Origin of the sequence: Campylobacter concisus, assembly GCF_902460625.1 — a bacterium.
Lineage (GTDB): Bacteria > Campylobacterota > Campylobacteria > Campylobacterales > Campylobacteraceae > Campylobacter_A > Campylobacter_A concisus_AD.
Genome location: NZ_CABPUT010000002.1, coordinates 167,082 through 189,592, shown reverse-complemented (window position 1 = coordinate 189,592; position 22,511 = coordinate 167,082). Strand labels below are relative to the sequence as shown.

Sequence of the window (22,511 nt, the reverse complement as noted above, 5' to 3'; positions counted from 1 at the left end):
CAGATGAATATTCTTCACACGCAGACACTTTTTAATTGGGGTGGCGAGCAAAATAAGACGCTAAACGAGATGCGTTTTATGCGCGAGATGGGTCATAATGTCATACTTTTTTGTAACCCAAATTCTCAGATAGAAAGCATTGCAAAAGAAGAAGACTTTAGTGTTATAGCACAAGAGATGAATAAGAAAAATTTTCATAAAAGTGTACCAGTACTTTGCGAAGCGATAAGCTCAAACAAGATAGATATCGTAATCACACATGGCTCGACTGATAGCTGGGTTGGGGCCATAGCTGGGCTTTTTTACCGCAAAAGGGGCGTTAAATTTTACAAGGAAAGGCATAATCTTTTTCCTATAAAAGGCTTTCTTTCAAAACTAATGCACAAAAGACTATTTGATAAAATTTTATACATCTCAGATAGTGTCAAAGAGTACCTGCTAAGCATCGGCGTTAGCAAAGATAGGCTCTTTTTTATGCCAAGCACGGTTGATGTTGAAAAGATTGATAGTATAAAAAGCACTTTTAGAGATGAGTTTAAGATCGCAAAAGATGAGCTAGTAATCGGTACATTTACTTCTCTTTACCGCAAAAAAGGAGTCTTTGACTTTGCAAGTGCCGCAAAAGAAATTTTAAAGACAAAGGATGCGACTATTGTATTTTCTGGCAACATTAGCGACGGCACAAAAGAGCAGATCGCCTCTATGTTTGATGAAAAAGACAAGATCATCTTCACTGGTTTTAGAAATGATGCGGCAAATGTTATAAAAAGCTTTGATATCTACGTATTTGCCTCGCACTCTGAGGGGCTTGGTACCGTATTGCTTGAAGCAATGAGCTCAAAAGTACCAGTCGTAGTCTATGATAACGCCCCAATGAACGTGCTAGTTAAAGACAAAGAACGTGGGCTTTGTGCTAGAAATTTAGATGAAGTTTCACTAAAAGAGTGTATTTTAGAGCTGATAAATGGGCCTGAAAAAGCTAAAATTTACTCACAAAATGCCTTTAAATTTGTAGATGAAAACTTTAGCCACAAGGCGCTAAAAGAGGCTATTAAACATTTACTGGAGCAAAAATGAACTACCCAGTTTGCGTGCTAACGATGCACCACTGTAATAACAATGAAAATGACTTTGCCATTAAGCCAGAGCTATTTAAAAAAGCACTTCTTATGGCGCTAGATGAGGGCTATAAATTTATAAATTATGCTCAGTTTAAAGATATAGCTAGTGGCAGAGTAAAAGCCTCAAGAAAGAGCATTTTACTAACTTTTGATGACGGATATTTTGATAATTATAAATTTGCATTTCCTATCCTAAAAGAGCTAAATATTCCAGCTGTTTGCTTTTTGATAACAGATAAGATCAAAGATTTTAAAAGGCAAGACTACAACTTTGTATTTAAAAAACATAAAGAGATCGATTATGATAAAGACGCGGAGTATTTTTTAAATTTAGACGAGATTAGGCAGATGCAAGAGAGTGGGCTTTTTGAGTTTGATAGCCATACAGCGAGCCACTTTTCTTGCAAAAGTAATGATGAAACAAAGTTAAGAGAGGAATTTTCTAGCTCGCTGGCTAAGATAAAAGAGCTATTTCCTGAAAAAAAAGAATTTGGCTTTTGCTTTCCCAAAGGGCATTTTAACGAGCTTTCACTAAAAGTTGTAAGAGAGTATTATGACTTTGCTTTTAGTGTGATAGATGGCGGATTTTGCGTAGGAGATGATAAATTTAAAATAAGACGTATCGATATATCAAACAATGCGAAGAGCGAGAGTGATTACATTTTTAGAGTTAAAAAGAAACTTTTTATCTATTCTACGCCAGTGCTAGGAAATTTATATTCAAATTTTAGAAATAGAGGCTATAAATAATGCTTGAAGCATTAAACGAGGCTTGTAAAGAAATTTTAAAAGATAAAAAACGAGTCCTAATCGCTCTTACTGGGCTTCATGGTAGTGGCAAAAGCACACTTGCAAAGCAAATTAGAAAAAATGGATTTAAAAACTTTAAACCTTATCAAATCGCTGTAATCGATGATGATGTAATGAGCCTAAATTTATTTATAGCTCGTCCAAAGATAAAAATCAAAAGCGATCATCAAGATGAGTTAAGACCATTTTTTAAATTTATCATGCCGTTTATAAAAGTCGTAATATACGTAAGTGCAAATCCACTTTTACGTATAAGTAAATGCGATATACTTTGTATTTTAAACGCTGATGAAGAAGCTCGAATCGCTGGAATTTATAAAAGAAATTCTAGTGACGATTTAATCAACACACAAAAGCATATAAATAAAAAAGAGCTTGATCTAGTAGGCCTTGCATATAAAGTCAAGTTAGAATTTGACTCAAAAGTTGGAGCAAAAAATGAATAATCCCATCTATGTAATATCATTAAAAAGAGATGAAGAGCGAAGGCAAAATTTACAAAGACAATTTAAAAGATATGATGAATTTAAAATAATAGGTGCAGTTGATGCTAAAAATTTTAGCGTCAATGAGTATTACAATGCAATGATAGATTGCTTATTAAAATCTTGCAATGAAGATTATAAATTTAAAATACCACCATTAATTGCGACACCAGGTGAGCTAGCATGCACAATGTCACACATAAAGGCTTATGAGGATTTTTTAAAAGGCGACGCGGAATTTACTTTAATATTAGAGGATGATGTTATTGGAAATGACGAATTAATAAATGAGGCCTTTTTGCTATGCAAAGATATAAGTAGTGATAGCATTTTGATATGCGGTGTGCAAGATGGATTAAATAGTAGATTTCGTGCTTTTGGTAAAAAAATAAACGAAAATTTATATATTATCTCTCCATACTCATACGCTAGTATATATAGAACGGCCGCTTACATTCTAACAAGAAAGAGTGCAAAAGCTCTGCTTGATTTTTACAAAGATGGCCTTTACGGAGCCGATAAATGGGAAGCGATCCTAAAAAATACTGATCTAAAAATGTATTTTAGCAACATCTTTTCTCATCCAGAGGAGCTAAATAGCTCTAGCCTAGAAATCCAAAGAAAGCAAAAAGAGAAGATAAATTCTCTTTTTAAAAAATCTAATAAAAATTTCTCATACAAAATTTCAAGATTTTATGAAAAACATATAGCTAAAAATGAGAGAATTTTTACAAAGTAAAATTTCTCTTAAGATTTTAGTGTTGAATATAGTGAGCCTAAAAAGTCATTTTGATAGATAAATAGTGTCTTTTTTAACCAGCTTGCATCTTTTTTTACCGCTATGCGCCTTATATCATCAAGTACACCATCAGGTTTATTTATCCCACGCTTTGTTGTAAAAAAAACCTCATAGCCAACGCTTTTTGCCACATTTTTTAGCTCATCATTAAATTTACCTCTTGGCCAGCAAAGTAGCTTGTCATCAAAGCCAAAATTTTTATACATAAATTCTTTGCACTTTGTAAAATTTTCTTTCATTTCACAAATGCCAAAATAATCATCAAAATGCGTATAAGTATGCGAGTGAAAGTCAAAGCACTCTTTCATCTTTGCTATTTCCTCGTAGTTTAAAAATATATCTTCAGGTCTAGTTGGTGCAGCATTTTTGTATTCGTTATGATCTAACTCTATAAACTCGCCACTTTTTCTACTCGCCTGCTCTATCCAGCCAGCAACTAGAAAAATAGTCGCTTTAAGATTAAATTCTTTGATAATAGGATATGCGTAGACAAAATTATCCTTCCAGCCATCATCAAATGTGATAAAGACACTCTTTTTAGGCACGTTAAGCTCACCTTTTTTATATGCCACAAACTCAGCCGAACTTAGCGATTTGTAGCCATTTTGAGCTAAAAATTTCATCTGATCTCTAAACTCATCTACACTACTGGCGATAAATCCGCTCTTTTCGAGCACGTGGTGATACATAAAAACTGGTACGCTCATTTTACAAGCTCCATATATAAATTTTGTGTGTTTTCTATCATTTTTTCTATACTAAAAATTTCTTTTACGTACTCTCTGCCAAACTCACCCATCTGTTTTCTTAAATTTTCATCCAAAATAAGCTTTTCAAGCACCTTTTTTAGCCCTTCTTTATCGCCATTTTGAAATAAAAATCCACTCTTTCCATCACTCACTGCCTCACCAAGACCGCCAACGTCACTTCCGATAATAGCTAGCTTGCACGAAGATGCCTCAAGCAGCGCTCCACCGATAGCCTCCATATCTGAAGGCAACACACAAATATCAAGAGAGCCCAAAAAATCGCTCACATCGGTTCTATTGCCAAGCATAAAGATATTTTTTTTATCTTTTATATATTCGTGTAAATTTTTATTTTGCGGACCATCGCCTACGATAAAAAGGGCTGAATTTTCTAAATTTAGCTCACTAAATGTATCGATTAAGAGTTTATGATTTTTAGCAGCTCTTAGCACCGCAACGATACAAACTCCAACTACATCGTCATTTAAGCCAAATTCTTTTTTCATATTTATCTTAAATTCTGGCGTATATTTTTGCGTATCGATGCCAGTGTAGATTTTTAGAACCTTCTCTTTTTTGACACCTCTTTTGATAAGATCAGCGCAAACTGAGTCACAAACGCCAACTACCTTTGTGCTTAGGTTGTAAGGAATGGGAGAGCTTATAGGTAGCTGCAAATGCCTAGTACGAACCACGCTAACGCCACAAATTTTACCCACAATCGCCCCAATGGTGCCATCTTTGCCTGAGTGAGTTGAGATGATTTTTATATTATTTTGCTTTACAAATTTGCAAATTTTTAAAATTTCAAAGATATTAAAAGACTTTTTAAGATTAAACTCAACGAATTCACACTCTATTTGCTTCTCAAAGCTTTTTGAGCCAGGATTTAGCCCATAAAAAACCTTAAATTTACTCTTATCTAGCCCATTTATCACACGCTGTGTACGGTGTTCTTGCCCACCAAATCCAAGAGAGCTTTCAAGCTCAAGTATATTTATCATTTTCTACTCTTTAAATTCTTTCATTTTTTTATTTGACAAAAAGCCATTTATTGTATTAAAGATTTTTAAAATTTTTGATACATTTTCGTACGATTTTACATTTTTTAGCACTTTAAGCAAAATTCTCTGCTTTAGTCTAAGCTTTGAAAAACAAGCCGAGTTTATAATGCTATCAATATCTTCATAAAAAAGATCAAGTGCCTTTACATAGCTACTATTTTTTAGATTTGGCCTTGCCAAAATGGCTGGCATATAGACGCTTTTTATCTTTCTAAGCTCTAGATCTGGCACCATTTCAAGAGCTAAATTTTTGTTTTTTAAAATTGAAATTATGTCGTCATAGACAAATTTATGATCGATCACTGCTTTTAGCTTTTCAAAGCCAGCAGTGTTGTTGTCTCCTATCTTATAGCAATAAAAAGCCTTATTTAGCTTTACAAGAGTTTTTGAAGCGATAATATTTCTCACTACAGTGTGAAAATCTTCAGCTTGTGTGATCCCAACTGGAAATAAATTTTCTTTTAAAATTTTAGTCCTAATCGCCTTATTTGCCGCATTATGCAAGACTTTGTTGTGCCTTGAGGCCAAAAGCCTTTTTAGATACTCGTTTTTATCGATTACGCCATCCTCTTTTGTCTCAAAATCCTTAAAAAGGAGCTTTTTATGACCATAGACCTTACACATATCTGTTATCACTATGTCGGCATCAAATTTTTCTGCGATATCATAAACACTTGAAGCATAATCTTTTTCCACATAGTCATCAGCATCTACGCAGATAGTATATTTGCCACTAGCTAGCAATATACCGTCATTTCTAGCAGCACTAACACCGGCATTGCTCTTTGTTTTTAATATTATTTTATCTTTATATTCTTCTAATATCTCTAGCGTATTGTCAGTACTTCCATCATTAATAACTATAATCTCAATATCATCCATGTCTTGAGATATAAGCGAATTTAAACAATCCCTAATGTGCTCTTTTTTGTTAAAAACAGGCACTACAAAGCTTATTTTTACACCTGGCACGATACTTCCTTTTAATTTTTGTTTAATTGTATATTATTTTTAGTTCAGCGATGATAAAATGCCCACTTAAAATTTAAAGGATCTGCATGAAAAACGACATTGCCTCTAGGCTCTACAATCTTTTTTTGGTTATTGTCTTATTTACACTGCCAGTAACTGAGGGTTTAAAACAAATTTCACTTACACTTTTTGTCTTGGTTGGAATTTATATTTGCGTCAAAGAAAAAAAGCAATTTAAATTTGATCTCATAAATATCTCGCTTTTTATCTTTGTTTTGGCTACTTTTATAAGCTGCTTGGTGAATGGAGTTTCCGTATCAAGAGCGCTTGATCCACTAAGGTGTATGCTATTTTTCTTTGTGGCTAGAAGTGTTGGTATAGAAAAAATAAATTTTAAATTTTTATTTTTTGCCTTATTTGCCGGTTTTATCGTTGCATTTATTCCAGCTTGTGTTAAGAAATTTACATCAAGTGATCCGACTGCTCTTTTTGAGCTTAAATCGATAGGGCACGTAAATCATAGTGCTATTTTTATGTTGCTAGTTTTTTGTGTAGCCTTAATATCAGCAGCTGAGCTTAAAAAGATATATGAAAAATATATAGCTATAGTAGTAGCTGGGATTTGTGTATTTGGTATTATGATCGCTGGCTCAAGAGCCACCATGTATCTTTTGCCTATTATCATTTTTTCTATATTACTTTATCAAATTTCAAAAAGGCAAACTGAACTTAAATTAGCATTTAGTCTAATAATTTTATTTAGTGTCATAGCCATTTTTTATACATATATATCAGCAAATATTATACAAGATGAAAGATTTTATAGTCAGCTAACAAAGGGTGTGACAGGATCAGAGACTAGATATCCGATCTTTGCTAGTGCATTTTATATGTGGCTTGAGAATCCATTATTTGGGATAGGTTCTGGTCAGTTTAAAATCATTGACATAACAAAGTATTTTCCAGGCAATGGCGAGATTCATGTTAGTCATTCTCACAACACCTTTTTAACATTTTTAACCGAAAAAGGCATCATTGCACTACTTGCATATTTGGTATTTCAACTATCACTCTTTATAAAATTTATTAAAAATTTTAGACAAAATAACATAGTTTTTCTTGCACTTTTAATGCTTATGGCTAATAATATAATTTCACTTGCAAATACAACGTTTCACCATGAAAATGCACTTTTAATGCTACTATTTTGGGCTCTAGCTTTAAGTGCGACAGATAAAAAATCGACCTTAAAAATTAGCTAATGCTCCAACACGCCTCAACCGTTTCAAATTTTACAAAGAAACGGTTGAGCTAAATTTCTACTTTTTCTTCATTTCCTCAAGCTCTTGTGCTAGAAATTCTCCAGTGTAGCTACCAGTTTTTTTATAATTTTTAGCTACTTCTTTTACACTGCCGCACGCTATCACTTTACCGCCCTTTGCACCACCTTCTGGCCCCATATCGACGATATAGTCGCAGTTTTTGATAACATCCATATTATGCTCGATCACAAAGACTGAATTTCCAAGATCAACTAAGTGATTTAGCACCTTTACTAGCCTATCAACATCGGCAAAATGAAGCCCCGTCGTTGGCTCATCAAGGATATAAAGCGTATTTCCAGTGTCGCTTCTACTAAGCTCTTTTGCTAGCTTCACACGTTGCGCCTCGCCGCCACTTAGTGTGACTGCATTTTGTCCGAGAGTGATGTAGCCAAGCCCTACGTCTTGAAGTGTGGTGAGTTTTGAAGCGATCTTTGGTACAGCTTTAAAGAACTCAACTGCCTCGTCGATGCTCATATTTAGCACCTCAGCGATGTTTTTGCCCTTGTATAAAATTTCCAAGGTTTGAGCGTTATATCTAGCACCATTACAAACGTCACAAACTACGTTGATATCAGGCAAAAAGTGCATCTCAATCGTGATCTCACCCTCGCCTTGGCACTTCTCGCAGCGCCCACCTTTGACATTGAAGCTAAAGCGCCCTATTTTATAGCCTCTAAGCTTTGCCTCTTTAGTCTGCGCAAATAAATTTCTTATCTCGTCCATCACGCCGGTATAAGTCGCTGGATTTGAGCGTGGAGTGCGACCGATCGGGCTTTGATCGAGGTAGATCACCTTGTCTAAATTTTCAAGTCCGCTTAAATTTACCCCAGCTATCTTTTTCACTTTTTTAGCTCTATTTAGCTGCTCTTGTGCCTCTGGAAGCAAGGTCTGAAGCACTAGTGAACTCTTGCCAGATCCTGAAACGCCGGTGATACCCACAAGATTTCTAAGCGGAAATTTAGCGGTTAAATTTGAGATATTGTTGATATTTACATTTGAAATTTCAAGCCACTTCTCAGCTTTTCTATTTTTTTGATAGTTGATCTTTTTCTTACCATTTATGTATTGTGCAGTCTGAGTATCTGAGCTTAAAAGCTCTTTTGCTGTGCCTGCAAAGACCACATTACCGCCAAATTTACCAGCTCCAGGGCCGATATCTACGATAAAATCAGCCTCCTCTATCGTCTTTTTATCATGCTCGACGACGATTACAGAGTTGCCTTTGGCTTGTAAATTTCTAAGCGTCTTTATGAGTTTTAGTGTATCACGCTCGTGAAGACCGATACTTGGCTCATCAAGCACATACATGACGCCACTTAGCCCGCTTCCTATCTGACTCGCGATCCTGATACGCTGCGCCTCGCCACCACTGATCGTCCTAGCATCACGCCCAAGTGACAAATATCCCAGCCCCACGTCATATAAAAAGAAAAGCCTCTCGTTGATCTCTTTTAAGATAGGCTTTGCGATCGCCTTGTCATAGTCGCTAAGATAGGCGAAATTTTTCTCATTCGAGAAAAAAGCGGTGCAGTTTTCTATGCTCATATCTAAAATTTCACCAAGTCCAAGGCCAGCGACCTTGACCGCTAAACTTTGAGGCTTTAGCCTGTGGCCGTTGCAAGCGTCACAAATTTTCTCACTCATATACTCGTCAAAGTCCTTATAGTCCTTCAAAAGCCCGTGTGAAATTTTAACCACACCGTCAAATTTTCTAAGCAGTTTATTTCGCTTCCAAAAGAACTCAACTTCTTTGACATTTCCATATAAAACGAGCCTCTTTTCATCTTCGCTAAGCTCATAATAGGGCTTTTTGATATCGATGCCATTTTGCTCGCAAAAAGCAAGTAAAAATTTATAGTAATAGCTCATGTTATAGCCATAAAGTAGCTTGATCGCGCCGTTTTCTATCGACTTTTCCTCATCGATGATCTTACTCATATCTAGGCTATATCTTATGCCAAGTCCATCGCAGTGCTCGCAAGCACCCTTTGGCGAGTTAAAACTAAAGCTTAGTGGCTCAAGCGGCGTAAATGAAATTTTACAATCAAAACAAGCCATGTGCTCGCTGTAATGTATAAAACTCTCTTTAAGCCCCAGCTCATCGGCATTTGCGATCTCTACCTCGACCTCTCCAAAGCTCTCATTTAGTGCCTTTTCCACATCACTTGCAAGGCGCTCGTGATTTTGCTCATCGATGGCGATCCTATCAACGATGACCTTTATCGTGTGTTTTTTCGTTTTAGCTAGCTCTATCTCCTCATCAAGCCTCACCACTACGCCATCTATCTGTGCCCTTACAAAGCCTTTTTGGCGTAAATTTTCGATCAAATCCGCCCATGTGCCCTTTTTCTCACGAACTAGCGGCGCATAGATGATCACTTTTGCGCCAAGTGGGAGCTTTGAAATTTCATTTATGATGTCGCTCGCACTCATTTTTGAGATAGGTTTGCCGCATTTATGGCAGTGTTGAACGCCGACCCTTGCGTATAAAAGCCTTAGATAGTCATAAATTTCTGTAATCGTACCAACCGTTGAGCGAGGGTTTTTAGAAGTCGTCTTTTGATCGATCGCAATAGCCGGCGTTAAACCCTCTATCTTATCAACATCAGGCTTACCCACGCGGTCTAAAAACTGCCTAGCATAGCTGCTAAGGCTCTCCATATATCTTCTTTGCCCCTCAGCATAAAGCGTATCAAAGGCCAGCGTACTCTTACCACTGCCACTAAGACCGGTAAAAACTACTAATTTATTTTTAGGAATTTTAAGATTTATATTTTTTAAGTTATGTTCCCTTGCGCCAGTTATTTCAATAATATCGTTCATTAAATTTATACAACCTTTTTAAAATTTTAATCTGTAAATTTAGTCTAAAAGTGATAAAAGATTTATAAAGTAGTTTTTCTAAAATTTAAGATCGTAGTTAAATTTAAGGGCTTATTTATATTATTTTCAGCTTTTTTTGATATTCTACGCCAAATTTTAATCTAAGGAGAAAAAATGTCTGTAAAAATAACTGATATATGCATAAGCTGTGGTTCATGTATTGATGAATGCCCAGTTTCAGCTATCGTTGATGATAGCGACAACCCAACTGGAGCAGATACATACTATGTTTATTCAAACAAATGCGTTGAGTGCGTAGGCTACAACGATGAGCCAGCCTGTGCATCTGCCTGTCCAACTGACGGTTGTATCGTATGGGACGCTGTTGTAGCAGGACAACCTTCTCGCGATCAGATCGGTGCTGATGCACGCAATGGTTCTATTCCAGTTATTCAATAAATTTATATTTATAAATTTTAGGCTCAATTTGAGCCTATTTTATTTTTAAGCTTTATTTGATATAATTGCCAACTTCAATTCAAATAACCTAGATTTAAGGAAAAATTTATGCAAAGAACACTTTCTATTATTAAGCCTGATGCTGTTAAGAAAAATGTTGTTGGAAAAATTATAGATAGATTTGAAAGTAACGGCCTAAGGATCGCAGCTGCAAAGAAAATCCAACTTAGTAAATGCGATGCAAAAGCATTTTATGCAGTTCATAAAGATAGATCTTTCTTCAACGATCTAGTCGAATTTATGATAAGCGGGCCAGTTGTGGTTATGGTTTTAGAGGGTGAAAATGCAGTTGCTAAAAACCGCGAGCTAATGGGTGCAACTAACCCAAAAGAAGCAGCTCCTGGCACTATAAGAGCTGATTTTGCTGATAGCATTGATGCAAATGCAGTTCACGGAAGTGACAGCCTAGAAAATGCTGTGAATGAAATAAATTTCTTCTTTGCTTCAAGAGAAATTTGCTAATTTTAGGTCAAGAAAATTGATTATATCTTTTTCTAAAATAGCAAACAAAGATATAAGCTTTGAGCTAGTAGGAAATGATAATTTAGTTTTTATTGGAATTTTAAAAAGAAAAGATCCTTTTTTGGTAAAATGCCAAGGCAAAATAAAAGGGAATATAAATTATGTTTGCGATCGATGTGGTGAAGCATTTATGTTGCCTATCGATCAAGATGTAGAGCTAAATTTAAGTGACGGTATTTATAAAGATAGCGAAAATGAGCTTAGCGATACGATGGAATTTTTTGATGGCAATATTGATTTAAAAGAAGTCTTTGAGAGTGAGTTAGAAGCTTTTAAAAGTGATTATTTCTATTGTGAAAAATGTAAAAATTTATAAAGGAGAGTAAAAATGGCAGTACCAAAGCGAAGAGTGAGTCATTCTCGTGCAGCAAAACGTAGAACACATTATAAAGTTACACTTCCAGTACCTGTAAAAGACAAAGATGGTTCTTGGAAAATGCCTCACCGCATAAACAAAACTACAGGTGAATATTAAAATATGATTCGCATTGCTATCGATGCTATGGGTGGTGATTTTGGTGCAGATCCTATAATATCTGGTGTTATTGATGCACTAAAAGAGACAGAATTTAAAGCTGTATTAGTCGGCGATAGCAATGTCATCAAACCACTCATTCCACAATCTTATTTAAAAAATATCGAATTTTTAGAAGCTAGTGAAGTTATCTCAATGGCAGATGGCGCAACTGATGCGCTTAAAAGAAAAGATAGTACGATCTACAAAGCGATTGAACTTTTAAAAAACAAGGAAGTTGATGCTGTAGTTTCTGCTGGTCATAGTGGTGCAACTATGAGTTTAGCTACCCTAAGAATTGGTAGACTAAAAAATATCTCTCGTCCAGCAATTGCAACACTTATGCCAAATTCAAAAGAGTCTGCGACTTTGGTTTTAGATGTTGGTGCAAATGTTGATTGCAGAAGTGAACATCTGTTTCAATTTGCCATAATGGGTGAAGCCTATGCAAAAGAAATTTTAGGTAGGAAAGAGCCAAAAGTTGGTCTTTTATCAAATGGCGAAGAAGAAAGCAAAGGCAATGAAGTTAGCAAAGAAGCCTTTAAATTAGTTTCTAGGCTTGATAGCTTTGTTGGTAATGCAGAAGGCAATCAAATTTTTGATGGTAGTATCGATGTAATGGTTTGTGATGGTTTTATGGGAAATATTCTTTTAAAAACTAGCGAAGGCGTTGCAGATGCTATAGGTAAAATTATCAAAAAACAAATTAAAAAATCACCTCTTGCTATAGCTGGCTCTGTACTCATGAGAAAAGTTTTTAAGACACTTAAAAAACAGGTTAGCTATGACGAATATGGCGGTGCACCACTTCTTGGTGTAAATGGTTGTGTTATCATAAGTCACGGCAAAAGTAATTCAAAAGCTATAAAAAATGCAATTTTTCAAGCAATAAAATTTGCTAATTCAAACATAAATAAAGTTATCGAAGAAGAACTTTCGCACTTTGCAAGGTAAAATATGCCAAAAGCTTCACTGATTTCTATCGCTTCTTATATTCCAGAAAAAATTCTAACAAATTTTGACTTTGAAAAAATGGTTGAAACAAGTGATGAATGGATAGTAAAGCGAACAGGTATCGAGCAAAGGCATATTGCAACTAACGAAACAACAAGTGACCTTGGTACAAAGGCTGGTGAATTAGCCATAAAACGCTCAGGACTTGATAAATCTCAAATAGATGCAATCATCTGTGCCACAATATCTCCAGATCATCTTTGTATGCCTTCTACTGCTTGCAAAATAGCTGCAAATTTGGGTTTAAACTATGGAGTTACAGCATTTGATATAAGTGCGGCTTGTACCGGTTTTATTTATCTTTTAGAACTTGCAAATTCTCTCATTGTTAGCGGTGCCAAAAAGAATGTTTTAATCATTGGAGCCGAAAAATTAAGCTCTATTGTTGACTATACAGATAGAAGCACTTGTATATTATTTGGTGATGGAGCAGGTGCAGCTGTAATTAGTAGTAGTAATGGTAATGAGATCATCGATATCCATACAGCAAGTGACGGCAAACAAGCTGAACTTTTAATAACTCCAGGATGTGGGAGTGTATTTCCAGCTAGCGAGGAAACACTAAAAAATAGGTTAAATTTTATCCATATGAGTGGAAATGAAGTTTTTAAAATAGCAGTTCAAACACTTAGCAAAAGCGTAATAGAAATTTTACATGCAAATAAAATGCAAAGCGAAGATATTGATTTTTTTATACCACATCAAGCAAATATAAGAATAATAGATGCAGTAAAAAATAGATTAAATTTTAAAGATGAGCAGTGTGTCTTGACTGTTGCTAAATATGGCAATACAAGCTCCGCTTCAATTCCGATGGCTATAAATGATGCCTATGAAGACGGCCGTATCAAAAATGGTTCAGTTTTGCTTCTTGATGCATTTGGTGGCGGCTTTACATGGGGATCAGCAATTCTAAAATTTGGTGGAAAAAATTTTAGCGACTTACAATAATTACAGCAAGTAATTTTCTAAATTTTTAGTAACGCTTTTACTAATTTCTTTCAAGTATTCTCATCAATAAAATTTTTAAAATTCAAATTTTTAACACTTTTAACAAAAATCCATTTTCTACTCTTATCAATAACGCTAAATTTACTACAAAAAAAATTTCTAAAATATGTTTAAACTAAATTTAATTTTGAATAGATATAATTTCGCAATCAATAAAATTTATTATTAAGTAGAACAAATGTTAGTAACAAAAAAAGCACCTGATTTTACAGCTGCAGCAGTTTTAGGAAACAATCAAATTGTAAATGATTTTAATCTTTATAAAAATATTGGCGAGAAAGGCGCGGTTGTATTTTTCTATCCAATGGATTTTACTTTTGTTTGCCCAAGCGAAATTATCGCATTTGACAAAAGATATGACGAGTTCAAGTCACGTGGTATCGAAGTTATCGCAGTTTCATGCGACAACCAATTCTCCCACTTCGCATGGAAAGAGACTCCGGTAAACAAAGGCGGTATTGGTAAAGTTCGCTTCCCTATCGTAGCTGATATGACAAAATCAATCGCTCGCGGATTTGACGTACTTCTAGAAGATGCTGGTGTAGCACTTCGCGGCTCATTCTTACTAGACAAAGATGGCACTGTTCGCCATGCAGTTATTAATGATCTTCCACTTGGCAGAAATATCGATGAGATGATAAGAATGGTTGATACTATGCTATTTACAAATGAGCACGGCGAAGTTTGTCCAGCTGGTTGGAATAAAGGTGATGCTGGCATGAAACCAAGCACTGAAGGTGTTGCTGACTACCTTTCACACAACGAAGGCAAACTATAATCAACAGAAATTTCTAGGTATCCTTTACCTAGAAATTTCTTCTCCAAATAAATTTAAATACTTTTTTAATATAACTTTTTATATCATAGCCTTGGCTTTAATCAATAACATTCCGGAGACTACATGGATTTTAAAGGCAGGCAAGAGCTTGTAATAAACTGCGAAGACAGCATACTTAAATTAAGAGATAAATTTATCGATGACGGTATCAAATTTTGTAGGCAACTAACATTTATCGTGCCACACGATCAGGTAAAAATTTGCCTTGAAAATATCTTTGATACACTACTTATTCAAAAGCCAAATGCTACGCAGCTACAAGATGATTTGAATAATCTAATACCAAAATCAAATGCAAGAGATGAATTAATAAATTTCCTACTTTTAAATTTGACTTTAAATTTTAGTCACTCTTGCAACAATAGCACCTTCGTAGGTTATTTCGTAAATGCCGTTTCAAGAATCAAAGAAATTTTATGTGGCGCCAAAGACCAGCAAGAAACGAATGTAAAAGATATGATTGAAACCGGAACATTTTTTTATGAAGATCCGATCAATACATTCACTCGCATGAAAAAAGCCAAGGTAAGGCCAGAACTTTTAAATTTATATGATGGATTAAATATAAAATATGAGGCTGAAATTTTAGAAGTTAAAGAAGATAGTGTCGTTTTTCGCGTGGATATGATGCAAATTTTAGCAATGAAGCAAGACGGCAAAGGTTTTATTTTGCCAAATAGCTTTTTCTCAAAGCCATTATGTGCTGATATTGTTAATTACAATATAGTCAATAAAGGCGTCACTCTTTCAAATTTCTTACGAAATACGACGATGTACGCATATAAAAGAAAATTCCAACGTATCTTGCCAAATCGTTTTACCAAAGCTATTATCAAAGGCAAGCAAGACAAGATCGAAGGTAGCCTTTATGATGTTTCTGAAGGTGGCATAAGCGTATTAAGCCCGCAAACTACAAATTTTCAAGATGGAGAAGAACTAGAAGCGACCTTTGAAATCTTAATCGCGCCAGATAAAGTAAAAAACGTGACTTTAAAACTAAGACTTGTTACAGAGCTGGCATATAAAGGCTACATTAGATACTGTATGAAGCTTATCGATGATGATGAAACGATAAAAGATTTTACGCAAAAGCGCATAAAAGAGACGCTTGACGAGCTTCGCTCACGTATAAATTTATACGAATAAGGCAATCAGTGAAAACAATACAAGAAAATTTAAAACTTTTTTATATCGGACTAAAAGACAAAGAGCCATTTTTTTATAAAAATAAGGATCTAACCACTCACGCAGCCATCATTGGTATGACAGGTAGCGGTAAAACAGGCCTTGGTATCACGCTTTTAGAAGAAGCCTGCATAGACAATATACCTTCTATCATCATCGATCCAAAAGGCGATATCACAAATTTAGCCCTCACTTTTCCGCAGATGAGGCCGGAGGATTTTTTACCCTACATAGATGAAGCAGAAGCGGCTAATAAAGGTCAAAGTGTAGAGGAATTTGCCGCTGCTCAAGCCGAGCTTTGGAAAAACGGCGTAGAATCGAGTTTTCAAGATCTTGAGCGAGTAAAAATTTTAAAAGAGAGCGCTAACTTTAACATCTACACACCAAAAAGCTCAGCTGGCATAGGCGTGGCGCTACTTAGCGACTTTGCCTGCCCAAATATCACTGATGAAGAAATTTTTAGCAACTATATAAATTCGCTTGCAGCCTCGGTATTATCTCTTGTAGGTATAAATTCCGAGGACATGAATTCAAAAGAACAGCTTCTCATCTCAACCATATTTGATACTAAATTTAAAGAGCAAAAAGACGTCAGTATAGAAGAGCTCATAAATTTCATCGCAAATCCGCCTTTTAAAAAGATAGGCGTCTTTGACGTGGATACCTTCTATCCAAGCAGTGAGCGCCTAAAGCTTGCCATGAAGATAAACGCACTTATCGCAAGCCCAAGTTTTAAAGGCTGGACGCAAGGCATTAGGCTAGAAATTTCAAAGATGCTTTTTGATGAAAACGGCAAAGCAAAGTGCAATATCTTTACGATCTCACACCTAAATGACGCCGAGAGGATGTTTTTTGTCACCCTTTTACTAAACGAGATTATCGCGTGGATGCGCGGTACTGAGGGTACTAGCTCGCTTAGAGCGATCCTTTATATGGATGAAATTTTTGGCTTTTTCCCGCCAAACGCAAACCCTCCATCGAAAACGCCTATGCTCACGCTCTTAAAACAAGCCCGTGCATTTGGTCTTGGCTGCGTATTAAGCACGCAAAACCCAGTCGATCTTGACTATAAAGGTCTAAGCAACATCGGCACTTGGTTCATCGGTCGCCTCCAAACAGCACAGGATAAAGCACGCGTGATCGACGGGCTAAGCGGCATCGCGGACTCAAGCTTAGACAAAGCTTCACTTGAAAATCTCATATCAAATTTGGCAAAAAGAAATTTCTTACTCAAAAATATAAACGAGGACGGCTTAAACGTCATCTCCACGCGCTGGGCGCTTAGCTATCTAAAAGGACCACTCAGCCGCGAGCAAATTTCAAATTTGATGAAAGATAAAAAAGAAAATTTAAGCACTCAAAGCGTGGATAAAAGCGAGATGAAATTTAGCATAAAGCCCATAATCTCAAATGAAATCACGCAACTTTATACTAATTCAAAAACCCTTACACCAAACCTACTAGCAAGCGCAAAGATAAGAATTTATGACACCAAAAAAGGTATCGATAGCGTTTATGAAGTAAGCTATCTTTATGAACTAAACGAAGATGACAATGAGCCAAACTGGGATGAGGCTAGCGAAGGCATGCACATCGATGCAAGCTTGGATAAACCAAGTGACGCAAGCTTTGCAGCCGTGCCAAATTTCATCTTAAAAGCTAAAAATTTTGACAATATCCAAAAAGATTTTAAAGAGTATCTGTATAGAAATTTCAAATTTAACACCTTTGAAGCATTGGGAATTTATTCAAAAAACAATGAAACAAAGGAGCAGTTTTATATCAGGCTTCAAGATAAGTGCAATGAAATTTTAGAAGAACAAACCGCAAAACTTACAGCAAAATTTGAAAAAGAGCGAAAAAGCTTACAAGATAAGCTAAACAAGGCTCTAGCAAAGCTTGATAAAGAGCAAAAAGAGATGACCACAAGTGGGCTTGATGCTGCCATAAATATAGGCGCTAGCATACTTGGAGCGATATTTGGCAACAAGCTTTTATCTCGTCAAAATGCGGGCAAGATCGCATCGAGTGCAAGAAGCGCTAATAGAGTCTTAAAAGAGCAAAGTGACGTCAAGCTTAGCGAGCAAAGCGTAAATGATATAAATTTAGCCATAAGCGAACTTGAGGAGAAATTTGAAAAAGAAAGCGACGAGCTAAAAGAAGCAAATGATATAAAAAATATCACCATAAATGAAATACAAATTTCACCAAAGAAAAGTGATATCTATGACGAGAAAGTCGTACTTTTGTGGAGATGATTTATAAAATAATTAGTATTTTTTTACTATCATTTCTGTTAAATTTAAAAGGTAAAATATGCAAAATTTAATACTTTATGCCGTTAGTTATTTACTTGGAAGCATTCCATCTGGTCTCATTCTTGCAAAAATTTTTGGGCATGTCGATATAAAAAATGAAGGTAGCAAGAGTATCGGTGCGACAAATGTTTTAAGAGTTTTAAAACAAAAAGATCCAAAATTAGCCAAAAAACTAGCCATTTTAACGATAGTCTGTGATGTTTTAAAAGGCGTTTTGCCACTTATTGTCGCTTCATCTTTAGGAGCTAGTCAAAGCGTGCTTTGGACTATGGCGGTTTTAAGCGTGGCTGGACATTGTTTTTCTATATTTTTGGGCTTTCAAGGCGGCAAAGGCGTGGCAACTGGAGCTGGAGTGATCGCATTTTTCTTACCAGTTGAGATCATTATCGCTCTAGCTGTTTGGTTTGTGGTCGGAAAATTTTTAAAAATTAGCTCTCTTGCTTCACTTTGCGCGTTGATAGCTCTCATAGCATCAAGCTTTATAATCCACCCAGAGTTAGATGAAATTTATACACACGCTCCGATACTAATCATCGCATTTTTGGTGGTTTATAAACACATACCAAATATCATTCGTTTAATATCCGGTAAGGAGAAAAAAGTCGTATGAAAAGCGAGATGACGACGATCATTAAAGATTATAAATTTGAAACGATCATCGGAATGCTTGATTTTGAGCGAGTCGCTAAGCAAGAGGTGCAAATGAATCTAGAAATTTGCTCAACTGGCTTTATTGATTATGTTTTAATTATTGACTTTGTTAAAAATTTTTATAATGAAAGACAGTTTCAAAGCGTTGAAGAGTCGCTTGAAGAAACTAGCAAAGCGTTAAAAGAGAAATTTGGCTCACTAACTAGCCTTAAAATGGAAATTTTAAAAACAGAAATTCTACCAAATGCAGTTGTTGGAGCAAAAATAAACACTATTTTTTAAAAATTTATTAAACTATCTTGAAATATTGCTTAATTTATGATACAATCGCCCATAAATTTTAGTTTAAGGAAGCAAAATGCGTATTTTAATAGTTGAAGATGAAGTGACGCTAAATAAGACGATTGCTGAGGGCTTGCAAGAGTTTGGCTATCAAACTGATAGCTCTGAAAATTTTAAAGATGCTGAGTACTATATAGGCATAAGAAATTACGATCTAGTTTTGACTGATTGGATGCTCCAAGATGGCGATGGCATAGATCTTATAAATATCATCAAACACAAATCTCCACGCACTTCAGTTGTAGTTCTTTCTGCAAAAGATGACAAAGAAAGCGAAATAAAAGCACTTAGAGCTGGTGCTGATGACTATATCAAAAAACCATTTGATTTTGATATCTTAGTAGCTAGACTAGAGGCTAGACTACGCTTTGGTGGCACAAATATTATAAAAATCGATGAGCTCATCATCAATCCAGATGAGGAGAAGATCACATATTTGGGTCGTGATATTGAGCTTAAGGGCAAACCTTTTGAAGTCTTAACTCATCTTGCAAGACACTCAGATCAGATCGTATCTAAAGAGCAACTACTTGATGCTATCTGGGAAGAGCCAGAGCTTGTCACTCCAAACGTTATTGAAGTCGCTATCAACCAAATCCGCCAAAAAATGGATAAACCACTAAATATTTCAACAATTGAAACTGTTAGAAGACGCGGATATAGATTTTGTTTTCCCAAAAAAGCCTAAGGAATAGATTTATACTACAATTAGCATCTGGTGCCATGATGCTAATTGTAGTTATTTCGGTAATGCTTTATCACTATATAAGGGTTACCGTTTTTCAAAGTGTAGTTAATGAGCTAAACTATCAAGCAGAAGCTTATAAAAAAAATCCTCAGAATTTCAATCCTTTAAATTCAAAAACATTTACGATAGAAAATCCAAATAAAACTCTAGCAATGATAAAAACAGACGAGCCACAAGATAGAGAAACATATATCGTAACACGAAAATCAAAGGATCAGAGTAAAACTTTTTTAATAACAAAACTCGATGAAAGTAGTTATTTAAGCCTAGAAAAAGATACTACACTTCAAGCTCATATAGTAGAAGAAATTTTTATAGATATTATAATCGTAAATGTATCAGCGATACTTTTGGTGCTTTTTTATGCACTATTTTTATCAAGAATGCTTTTAATACCTATAAAAATTTTGAGTCACAAGCTTACAAATTTAGACGAAAAATTTCTTCATGAGATCGATATAAAAAGTCTACCAGATGAGTTTTTGCCACTTGGACAGAGCATAAATAGGCTAATCTCTCGCATCCAAACATTTGTCTTATACCAAAAAGAACTTTTTGTAGGCGTGGCACATGAACTAAAAACGCCGCTGGCCGTAATGAAAACAAAAAATGAAGTTACACTTTTAAAGCCACGCGAGAGCGAAAAATATATCGAGGCTCTAAAATCAAATAATGAAGCTATAAACGGCATGAACGCAATGATAAGTTCTGTGCTTGAGATCGGCCGCCAAGAGGGAGCTCAGTTTGAAGAGCCAGTAAATACCGATGTTATAGGATTTTTAAAAAAACTTGCTAAAAACTATGAGATACTTGCAAAAAATGATGAAAAAAATATAAAACTAGACCTAAAGCCAGAAATTTTAAATCTAAAAATACAAACTAGCTTGCTAACTCACATTGTGCAAAATTTTGTTCAAAATGCCATTAAATTTTCACCAAAAAATAGCACTATTACGATTAGCTCTAAGCTCATAAAAAATAAATTTATCATCGAAGTAATAGATGAAGGAATAGGCATAGATGAGAGCAAAGATTTATTTGCTCCATTTAAAAGATACGGCGACAAAGGTGGTGCTGGGCTTGGGTTGTTTCTAGCTAAAGGTGCAGCGCAGGCTCTTGGTGGCGAAGTAGATATTAAAAATAGAAACGATAGAGGCGGTGCGGTCGCAAGCCTAGTTTTAAATATAAAAGGATAAAAATGGCAAAGAGAACCGCAGTAATCGACCTTGGCTCAAATTCTATGCGAATGGCGATATTTGAGAGAACGTCACGCTTAGCGTTTTTTATACTAGCTGAATATAAAACAAAAGTGCGTCTAGGCGAAGGTGGATATGGCTCAAACAATGAAATATCCGAAAGCTCAATGGAAAAAGCGCTAAAGGCTTTTAGCGAATTTTCAAATATCATAAAAAGCTACAAATGCAATAAAATCTTATGTGTTGGAACTTCAGCGCTTAGGGACGCTCCAAACGCAAATGTTCTAATTTCTCTTTTAAGAAAAAAGCTTGGTATAAATTTAAAAGTCATTGACGGCAAAGAAGAGGCTACTTTTGGTGCGATTGCAGCCAAAAATTTACTCCATAACATCGATGAATGCGTCACTATAGATATCGGTGGCGGATCAACTGAGCTTGCCAGAATAAGCAAAGGCAAAATAATAGATACGCTCTCGCTTGACATTGGTACAGTTAGATTAAAAGAGCTTTTTTTTGATAAAAAAAACTTAAATAAATTGCCAAAATTTCTAGAACAAGTTACAAAACAAATAGATGAGCGATTTAAATGCCAAAATATAATTGCTATTGGTGGCTCTCTTAGAGCGATATCATCCGCCATAATGAGTAAAAATTCATATCCGCTCTCTTCGCTTCATGGCTTTTGCTACAAGCTTAGCGACGAGCAAGCCTACATCGAGAGCATTGCAAATATTAGCGTGCTTGAGCTAAATAAATTTCCTATAAAAAAAGATAGATACGACACCATTAGAGAGGGTGCACATATCTTTTTGACCCTCGCCAAAGCTCTAAATGCCAAAAATATTATAACAAGCGGGGTTGGTGTAAGAGAGGGAGTGTTCTTAAAAGATTTTTTACGCCCTAGCCTTAAATTTCCGCAAAATTTTAATCCAAGTATCAAAAGTTTGCAAGATCGTTTTATATTATCATGCAATAAATCGGTCACAAGATATGCAAAAGATATATTTATGGTATTAAAAAAGCTTCACGGTCTAAGCAATAACTATCTTGAAGTGCTTTTAGTTGCTACAAAACTTCACAATGTTGGTCAAGAGATTGGCTTTTATGGCGATCATAAAAACTCAGCCTATATAGTCTTAAATGCCTTAAATTATGGCTTTTCGCACGAACAAAAAGCATTGATTGCAGTAGTAATTGGCACAAACGGAAAGAAAAATATATATGAATTTGAGCGATATAAAAATTTACTTCCAAAAGCCGAGTGTATAAGATGGCTGAGCTTTATACTCTCACTTGCAAAGGCACTTGATCTAACCTGTGAAAGGCTGAATTTAAACTTCGAATTTAGTGGGCATACGCTAAAAATAGAAGGCGCAAAAGAATTTGCTATGGCAAAAGAAGAGATAAAAAAAATCACAAAACCTGAAATTTTTGCTATTTCGTTTGTATAAATTTTGAAACTAGCTTTAACGCATAAAATTTAAATTGGATGAGAATTTTAGCTA

23 protein-coding genes are annotated in these 22,511 nt (G+C 35.4%); 19 read left to right on the top strand and 4 right to left on the bottom strand.

All coding sequences use genetic code 11. From position 1 onward, the window contains the following. Positions 1 to 3 precede the first annotated feature (3 nt). Genes F3G69_RS01380 through F3G69_RS01365 form a run of 4 tightly spaced genes read left to right on the top strand, consistent with a single transcriptional unit; the run spans position 4 to position 3,155 of the window. The gene (locus F3G69_RS01380) at positions 4 to 1,077 is read left to right on the top strand and encodes a glycosyltransferase family 4 protein (RefSeq protein WP_103600441.1); all 1,074 of its coding nucleotides are present in this window, start codon (positions 4 to 6) and stop codon (positions 1,075 to 1,077) included. Beyond that, positions 1,074 to 1,871: a polysaccharide deacetylase family protein gene (locus F3G69_RS01375; protein WP_103600440.1), complete on the top strand. Its 798-nt coding sequence runs from the start codon at positions 1,074 to 1,076 to the stop codon at positions 1,869 to 1,871. The genes F3G69_RS01380 and F3G69_RS01375 overlap by 4 nt, the downstream gene beginning before the upstream one ends. Beyond that, positions 1,871 to 2,377, top strand: a complete 507-nt coding sequence (locus tag F3G69_RS01370; protein WP_103600439.1) for a nucleoside/nucleotide kinase family protein — start codon at positions 1,871 to 1,873, stop codon at positions 2,375 to 2,377. The genes F3G69_RS01375 and F3G69_RS01370 overlap by 1 nt, the downstream gene beginning before the upstream one ends. Continuing rightward, the gene (locus F3G69_RS01365; RefSeq protein ID WP_149714190.1) at positions 2,370 to 3,155 is read left to right on the top strand and encodes a glycosyltransferase family 25 protein; all 786 of its coding nucleotides are present in this window, start codon (positions 2,370 to 2,372) and stop codon (positions 3,153 to 3,155) included. The genes F3G69_RS01370 and F3G69_RS01365 overlap by 8 nt, the downstream gene beginning before the upstream one ends. A gap of 8 nt (positions 3,156 to 3,163) precedes the next feature. Here the strand turns inward: F3G69_RS01365 and F3G69_RS01360 are convergent, their stop codons facing one another. From F3G69_RS01360 to F3G69_RS01350, 3 genes are read right to left on the bottom strand one after another with little or no spacing between them, the layout of a single operon-like run. After that, entirely contained in the window at positions 3,164 to 3,922 is a 759-nt protein-coding gene (locus F3G69_RS01360; protein ID WP_149714189.1) for a polysaccharide deacetylase family protein, read from the bottom strand. Then, entirely contained in the window at positions 3,919 to 4,968 is a 1,050-nt protein-coding gene (locus F3G69_RS01355) for a glycosyltransferase (protein ID WP_149714188.1), read from the bottom strand. Before F3G69_RS01355 ends, F3G69_RS01360 begins: the two co-directional genes overlap by 4 nt. A gap of 3 nt (positions 4,969 to 4,971) precedes the next feature. Next, positions 4,972 to 6,000 carry a glycosyltransferase family 2 protein gene (locus F3G69_RS01350; protein WP_188115320.1) on the bottom strand — a complete coding sequence of 343 codons (1,029 nt, stop codon included), beginning with the start codon at positions 5,998 to 6,000 and terminating at the stop codon, positions 4,972 to 4,974. An 86-nt stretch (positions 6,001 to 6,086) separates the two neighbouring features. On the opposite strand from F3G69_RS01350, the gene F3G69_RS01345 reads away from it, so the two are divergent. Beyond that, positions 6,087 to 7,262: an O-antigen ligase family protein gene (locus F3G69_RS01345; protein WP_149714186.1), complete on the top strand. Its 1,176-nt coding sequence runs from the start codon at positions 6,087 to 6,089 to the stop codon at positions 7,260 to 7,262. Between the two features lie 57 nt (positions 7,263 to 7,319). On the opposite strand, the gene uvrA is transcribed toward F3G69_RS01345, so the two are convergent. Further along, positions 7,320 to 10,148: an excinuclease ABC subunit UvrA gene (gene uvrA / locus F3G69_RS01340; RefSeq protein WP_103600433.1), complete on the bottom strand. Its 2,829-nt coding sequence runs from the start codon at positions 10,146 to 10,148 to the stop codon at positions 7,320 to 7,322. Between the two features lie 174 nt (positions 10,149 to 10,322). On the opposite strand from uvrA, the gene F3G69_RS01335 reads away from it, so the two are divergent. From F3G69_RS01335 to F3G69_RS01270, 14 genes are all read left to right on the top strand, one after another. Next, positions 10,323 to 10,607: an NADH-quinone oxidoreductase subunit I gene (locus tag F3G69_RS01335; protein WP_021091598.1), complete on the top strand. Its 285-nt coding sequence runs from the start codon at positions 10,323 to 10,325 to the stop codon at positions 10,605 to 10,607. 108 nt (positions 10,608 to 10,715) lie between these two features. After that, positions 10,716 to 11,129 carry a nucleoside-diphosphate kinase gene (gene ndk / locus F3G69_RS01330; protein WP_103600432.1) on the top strand — a complete coding sequence of 138 codons (414 nt, stop codon included), beginning with the start codon at positions 10,716 to 10,718 and terminating at the stop codon, positions 11,127 to 11,129. Between the two features lie 16 nt (positions 11,130 to 11,145). Then, positions 11,146 to 11,505 carry a DUF177 domain-containing protein gene (locus F3G69_RS01325; RefSeq protein ID WP_084041312.1) on the top strand — a complete coding sequence of 120 codons (360 nt, stop codon included), beginning with the start codon at positions 11,146 to 11,148 and terminating at the stop codon, positions 11,503 to 11,505. 12 nt (positions 11,506 to 11,517) lie between these two features. Next, on the top strand, positions 11,518 to 11,664 hold the full coding sequence (gene rpmF, locus F3G69_RS01320; protein ID WP_002942540.1) for a 50S ribosomal protein L32: 147 nt from the start codon (positions 11,518 to 11,520) through the stop codon (positions 11,662 to 11,664). A 3-nt stretch (positions 11,665 to 11,667) separates the two neighbouring features. Continuing rightward, positions 11,668 to 12,657, top strand: a complete 990-nt coding sequence (plsX, locus tag F3G69_RS01315) for a phosphate acyltransferase PlsX (protein WP_072594492.1) — start codon at positions 11,668 to 11,670, stop codon at positions 12,655 to 12,657. Positions 12,658 to 12,660: 3 nt separating this feature from the next. Next, a complete protein-coding gene (locus tag F3G69_RS01310; RefSeq protein WP_103600431.1) occupies positions 12,661 to 13,668 on the top strand; it encodes a beta-ketoacyl-ACP synthase III in 1,008 nt (335 codons plus the stop codon). Between the two features lie 238 nt (positions 13,669 to 13,906). Then, on the top strand, positions 13,907 to 14,506 hold the full coding sequence (locus F3G69_RS01305; RefSeq protein WP_021091673.1) for a peroxiredoxin: 600 nt from the start codon (positions 13,907 to 13,909) through the stop codon (positions 14,504 to 14,506). Between the two features lie 123 nt (positions 14,507 to 14,629). Next, positions 14,630 to 15,712 (top strand): PilZ domain-containing protein, encoded by a 1,083-nt coding sequence (locus F3G69_RS01300; protein ID WP_103583525.1) that lies wholly within the window; start codon positions 14,630 to 14,632, stop codon positions 15,710 to 15,712. Positions 15,713 to 15,720: 8 nt separating this feature from the next. After that, positions 15,721 to 18,009 carry an ATP-binding protein gene (locus tag F3G69_RS01295; RefSeq protein WP_103600210.1) on the top strand — a complete coding sequence of 763 codons (2,289 nt, stop codon included), beginning with the start codon at positions 15,721 to 15,723 and terminating at the stop codon, positions 18,007 to 18,009. Between the two features lie 58 nt (positions 18,010 to 18,067). Next, a complete protein-coding gene (gene plsY, locus F3G69_RS01290) occupies positions 18,068 to 18,679 on the top strand; it encodes a glycerol-3-phosphate 1-O-acyltransferase PlsY (protein ID WP_103600209.1) in 612 nt (203 codons plus the stop codon). Then, positions 18,676 to 19,002, top strand: coding sequence for a dihydroneopterin aldolase (locus F3G69_RS01285; protein ID WP_084109539.1), 327 nt, complete (start codon positions 18,676 to 18,678; stop codon positions 19,000 to 19,002). The genes plsY and F3G69_RS01285 overlap by 4 nt, the downstream gene beginning before the upstream one ends. A gap of 76 nt (positions 19,003 to 19,078) precedes the next feature. After that, positions 19,079 to 19,750 (top strand): homeostatic response regulator transcription factor HsrA, encoded by a 672-nt coding sequence (hsrA, locus tag F3G69_RS01280; RefSeq protein WP_021091657.1) that lies wholly within the window; start codon positions 19,079 to 19,081, stop codon positions 19,748 to 19,750. Between the two features lie 38 nt (positions 19,751 to 19,788). Next, complete coding sequence (locus tag F3G69_RS01275; RefSeq protein ID WP_180997283.1) at positions 19,789 to 21,006, top strand: sensor histidine kinase; 1,218 nt, start codon at positions 19,789 to 19,791, stop codon at positions 21,004 to 21,006. Positions 21,007 to 21,008: 2 nt separating this feature from the next. Continuing rightward, the gene (locus F3G69_RS01270; protein ID WP_149714185.1) at positions 21,009 to 22,457 is read left to right on the top strand and encodes a Ppx/GppA phosphatase family protein; all 1,449 of its coding nucleotides are present in this window, start codon (positions 21,009 to 21,011) and stop codon (positions 22,455 to 22,457) included. Positions 22,458 to 22,511: the final 54 nt, after the last annotated feature.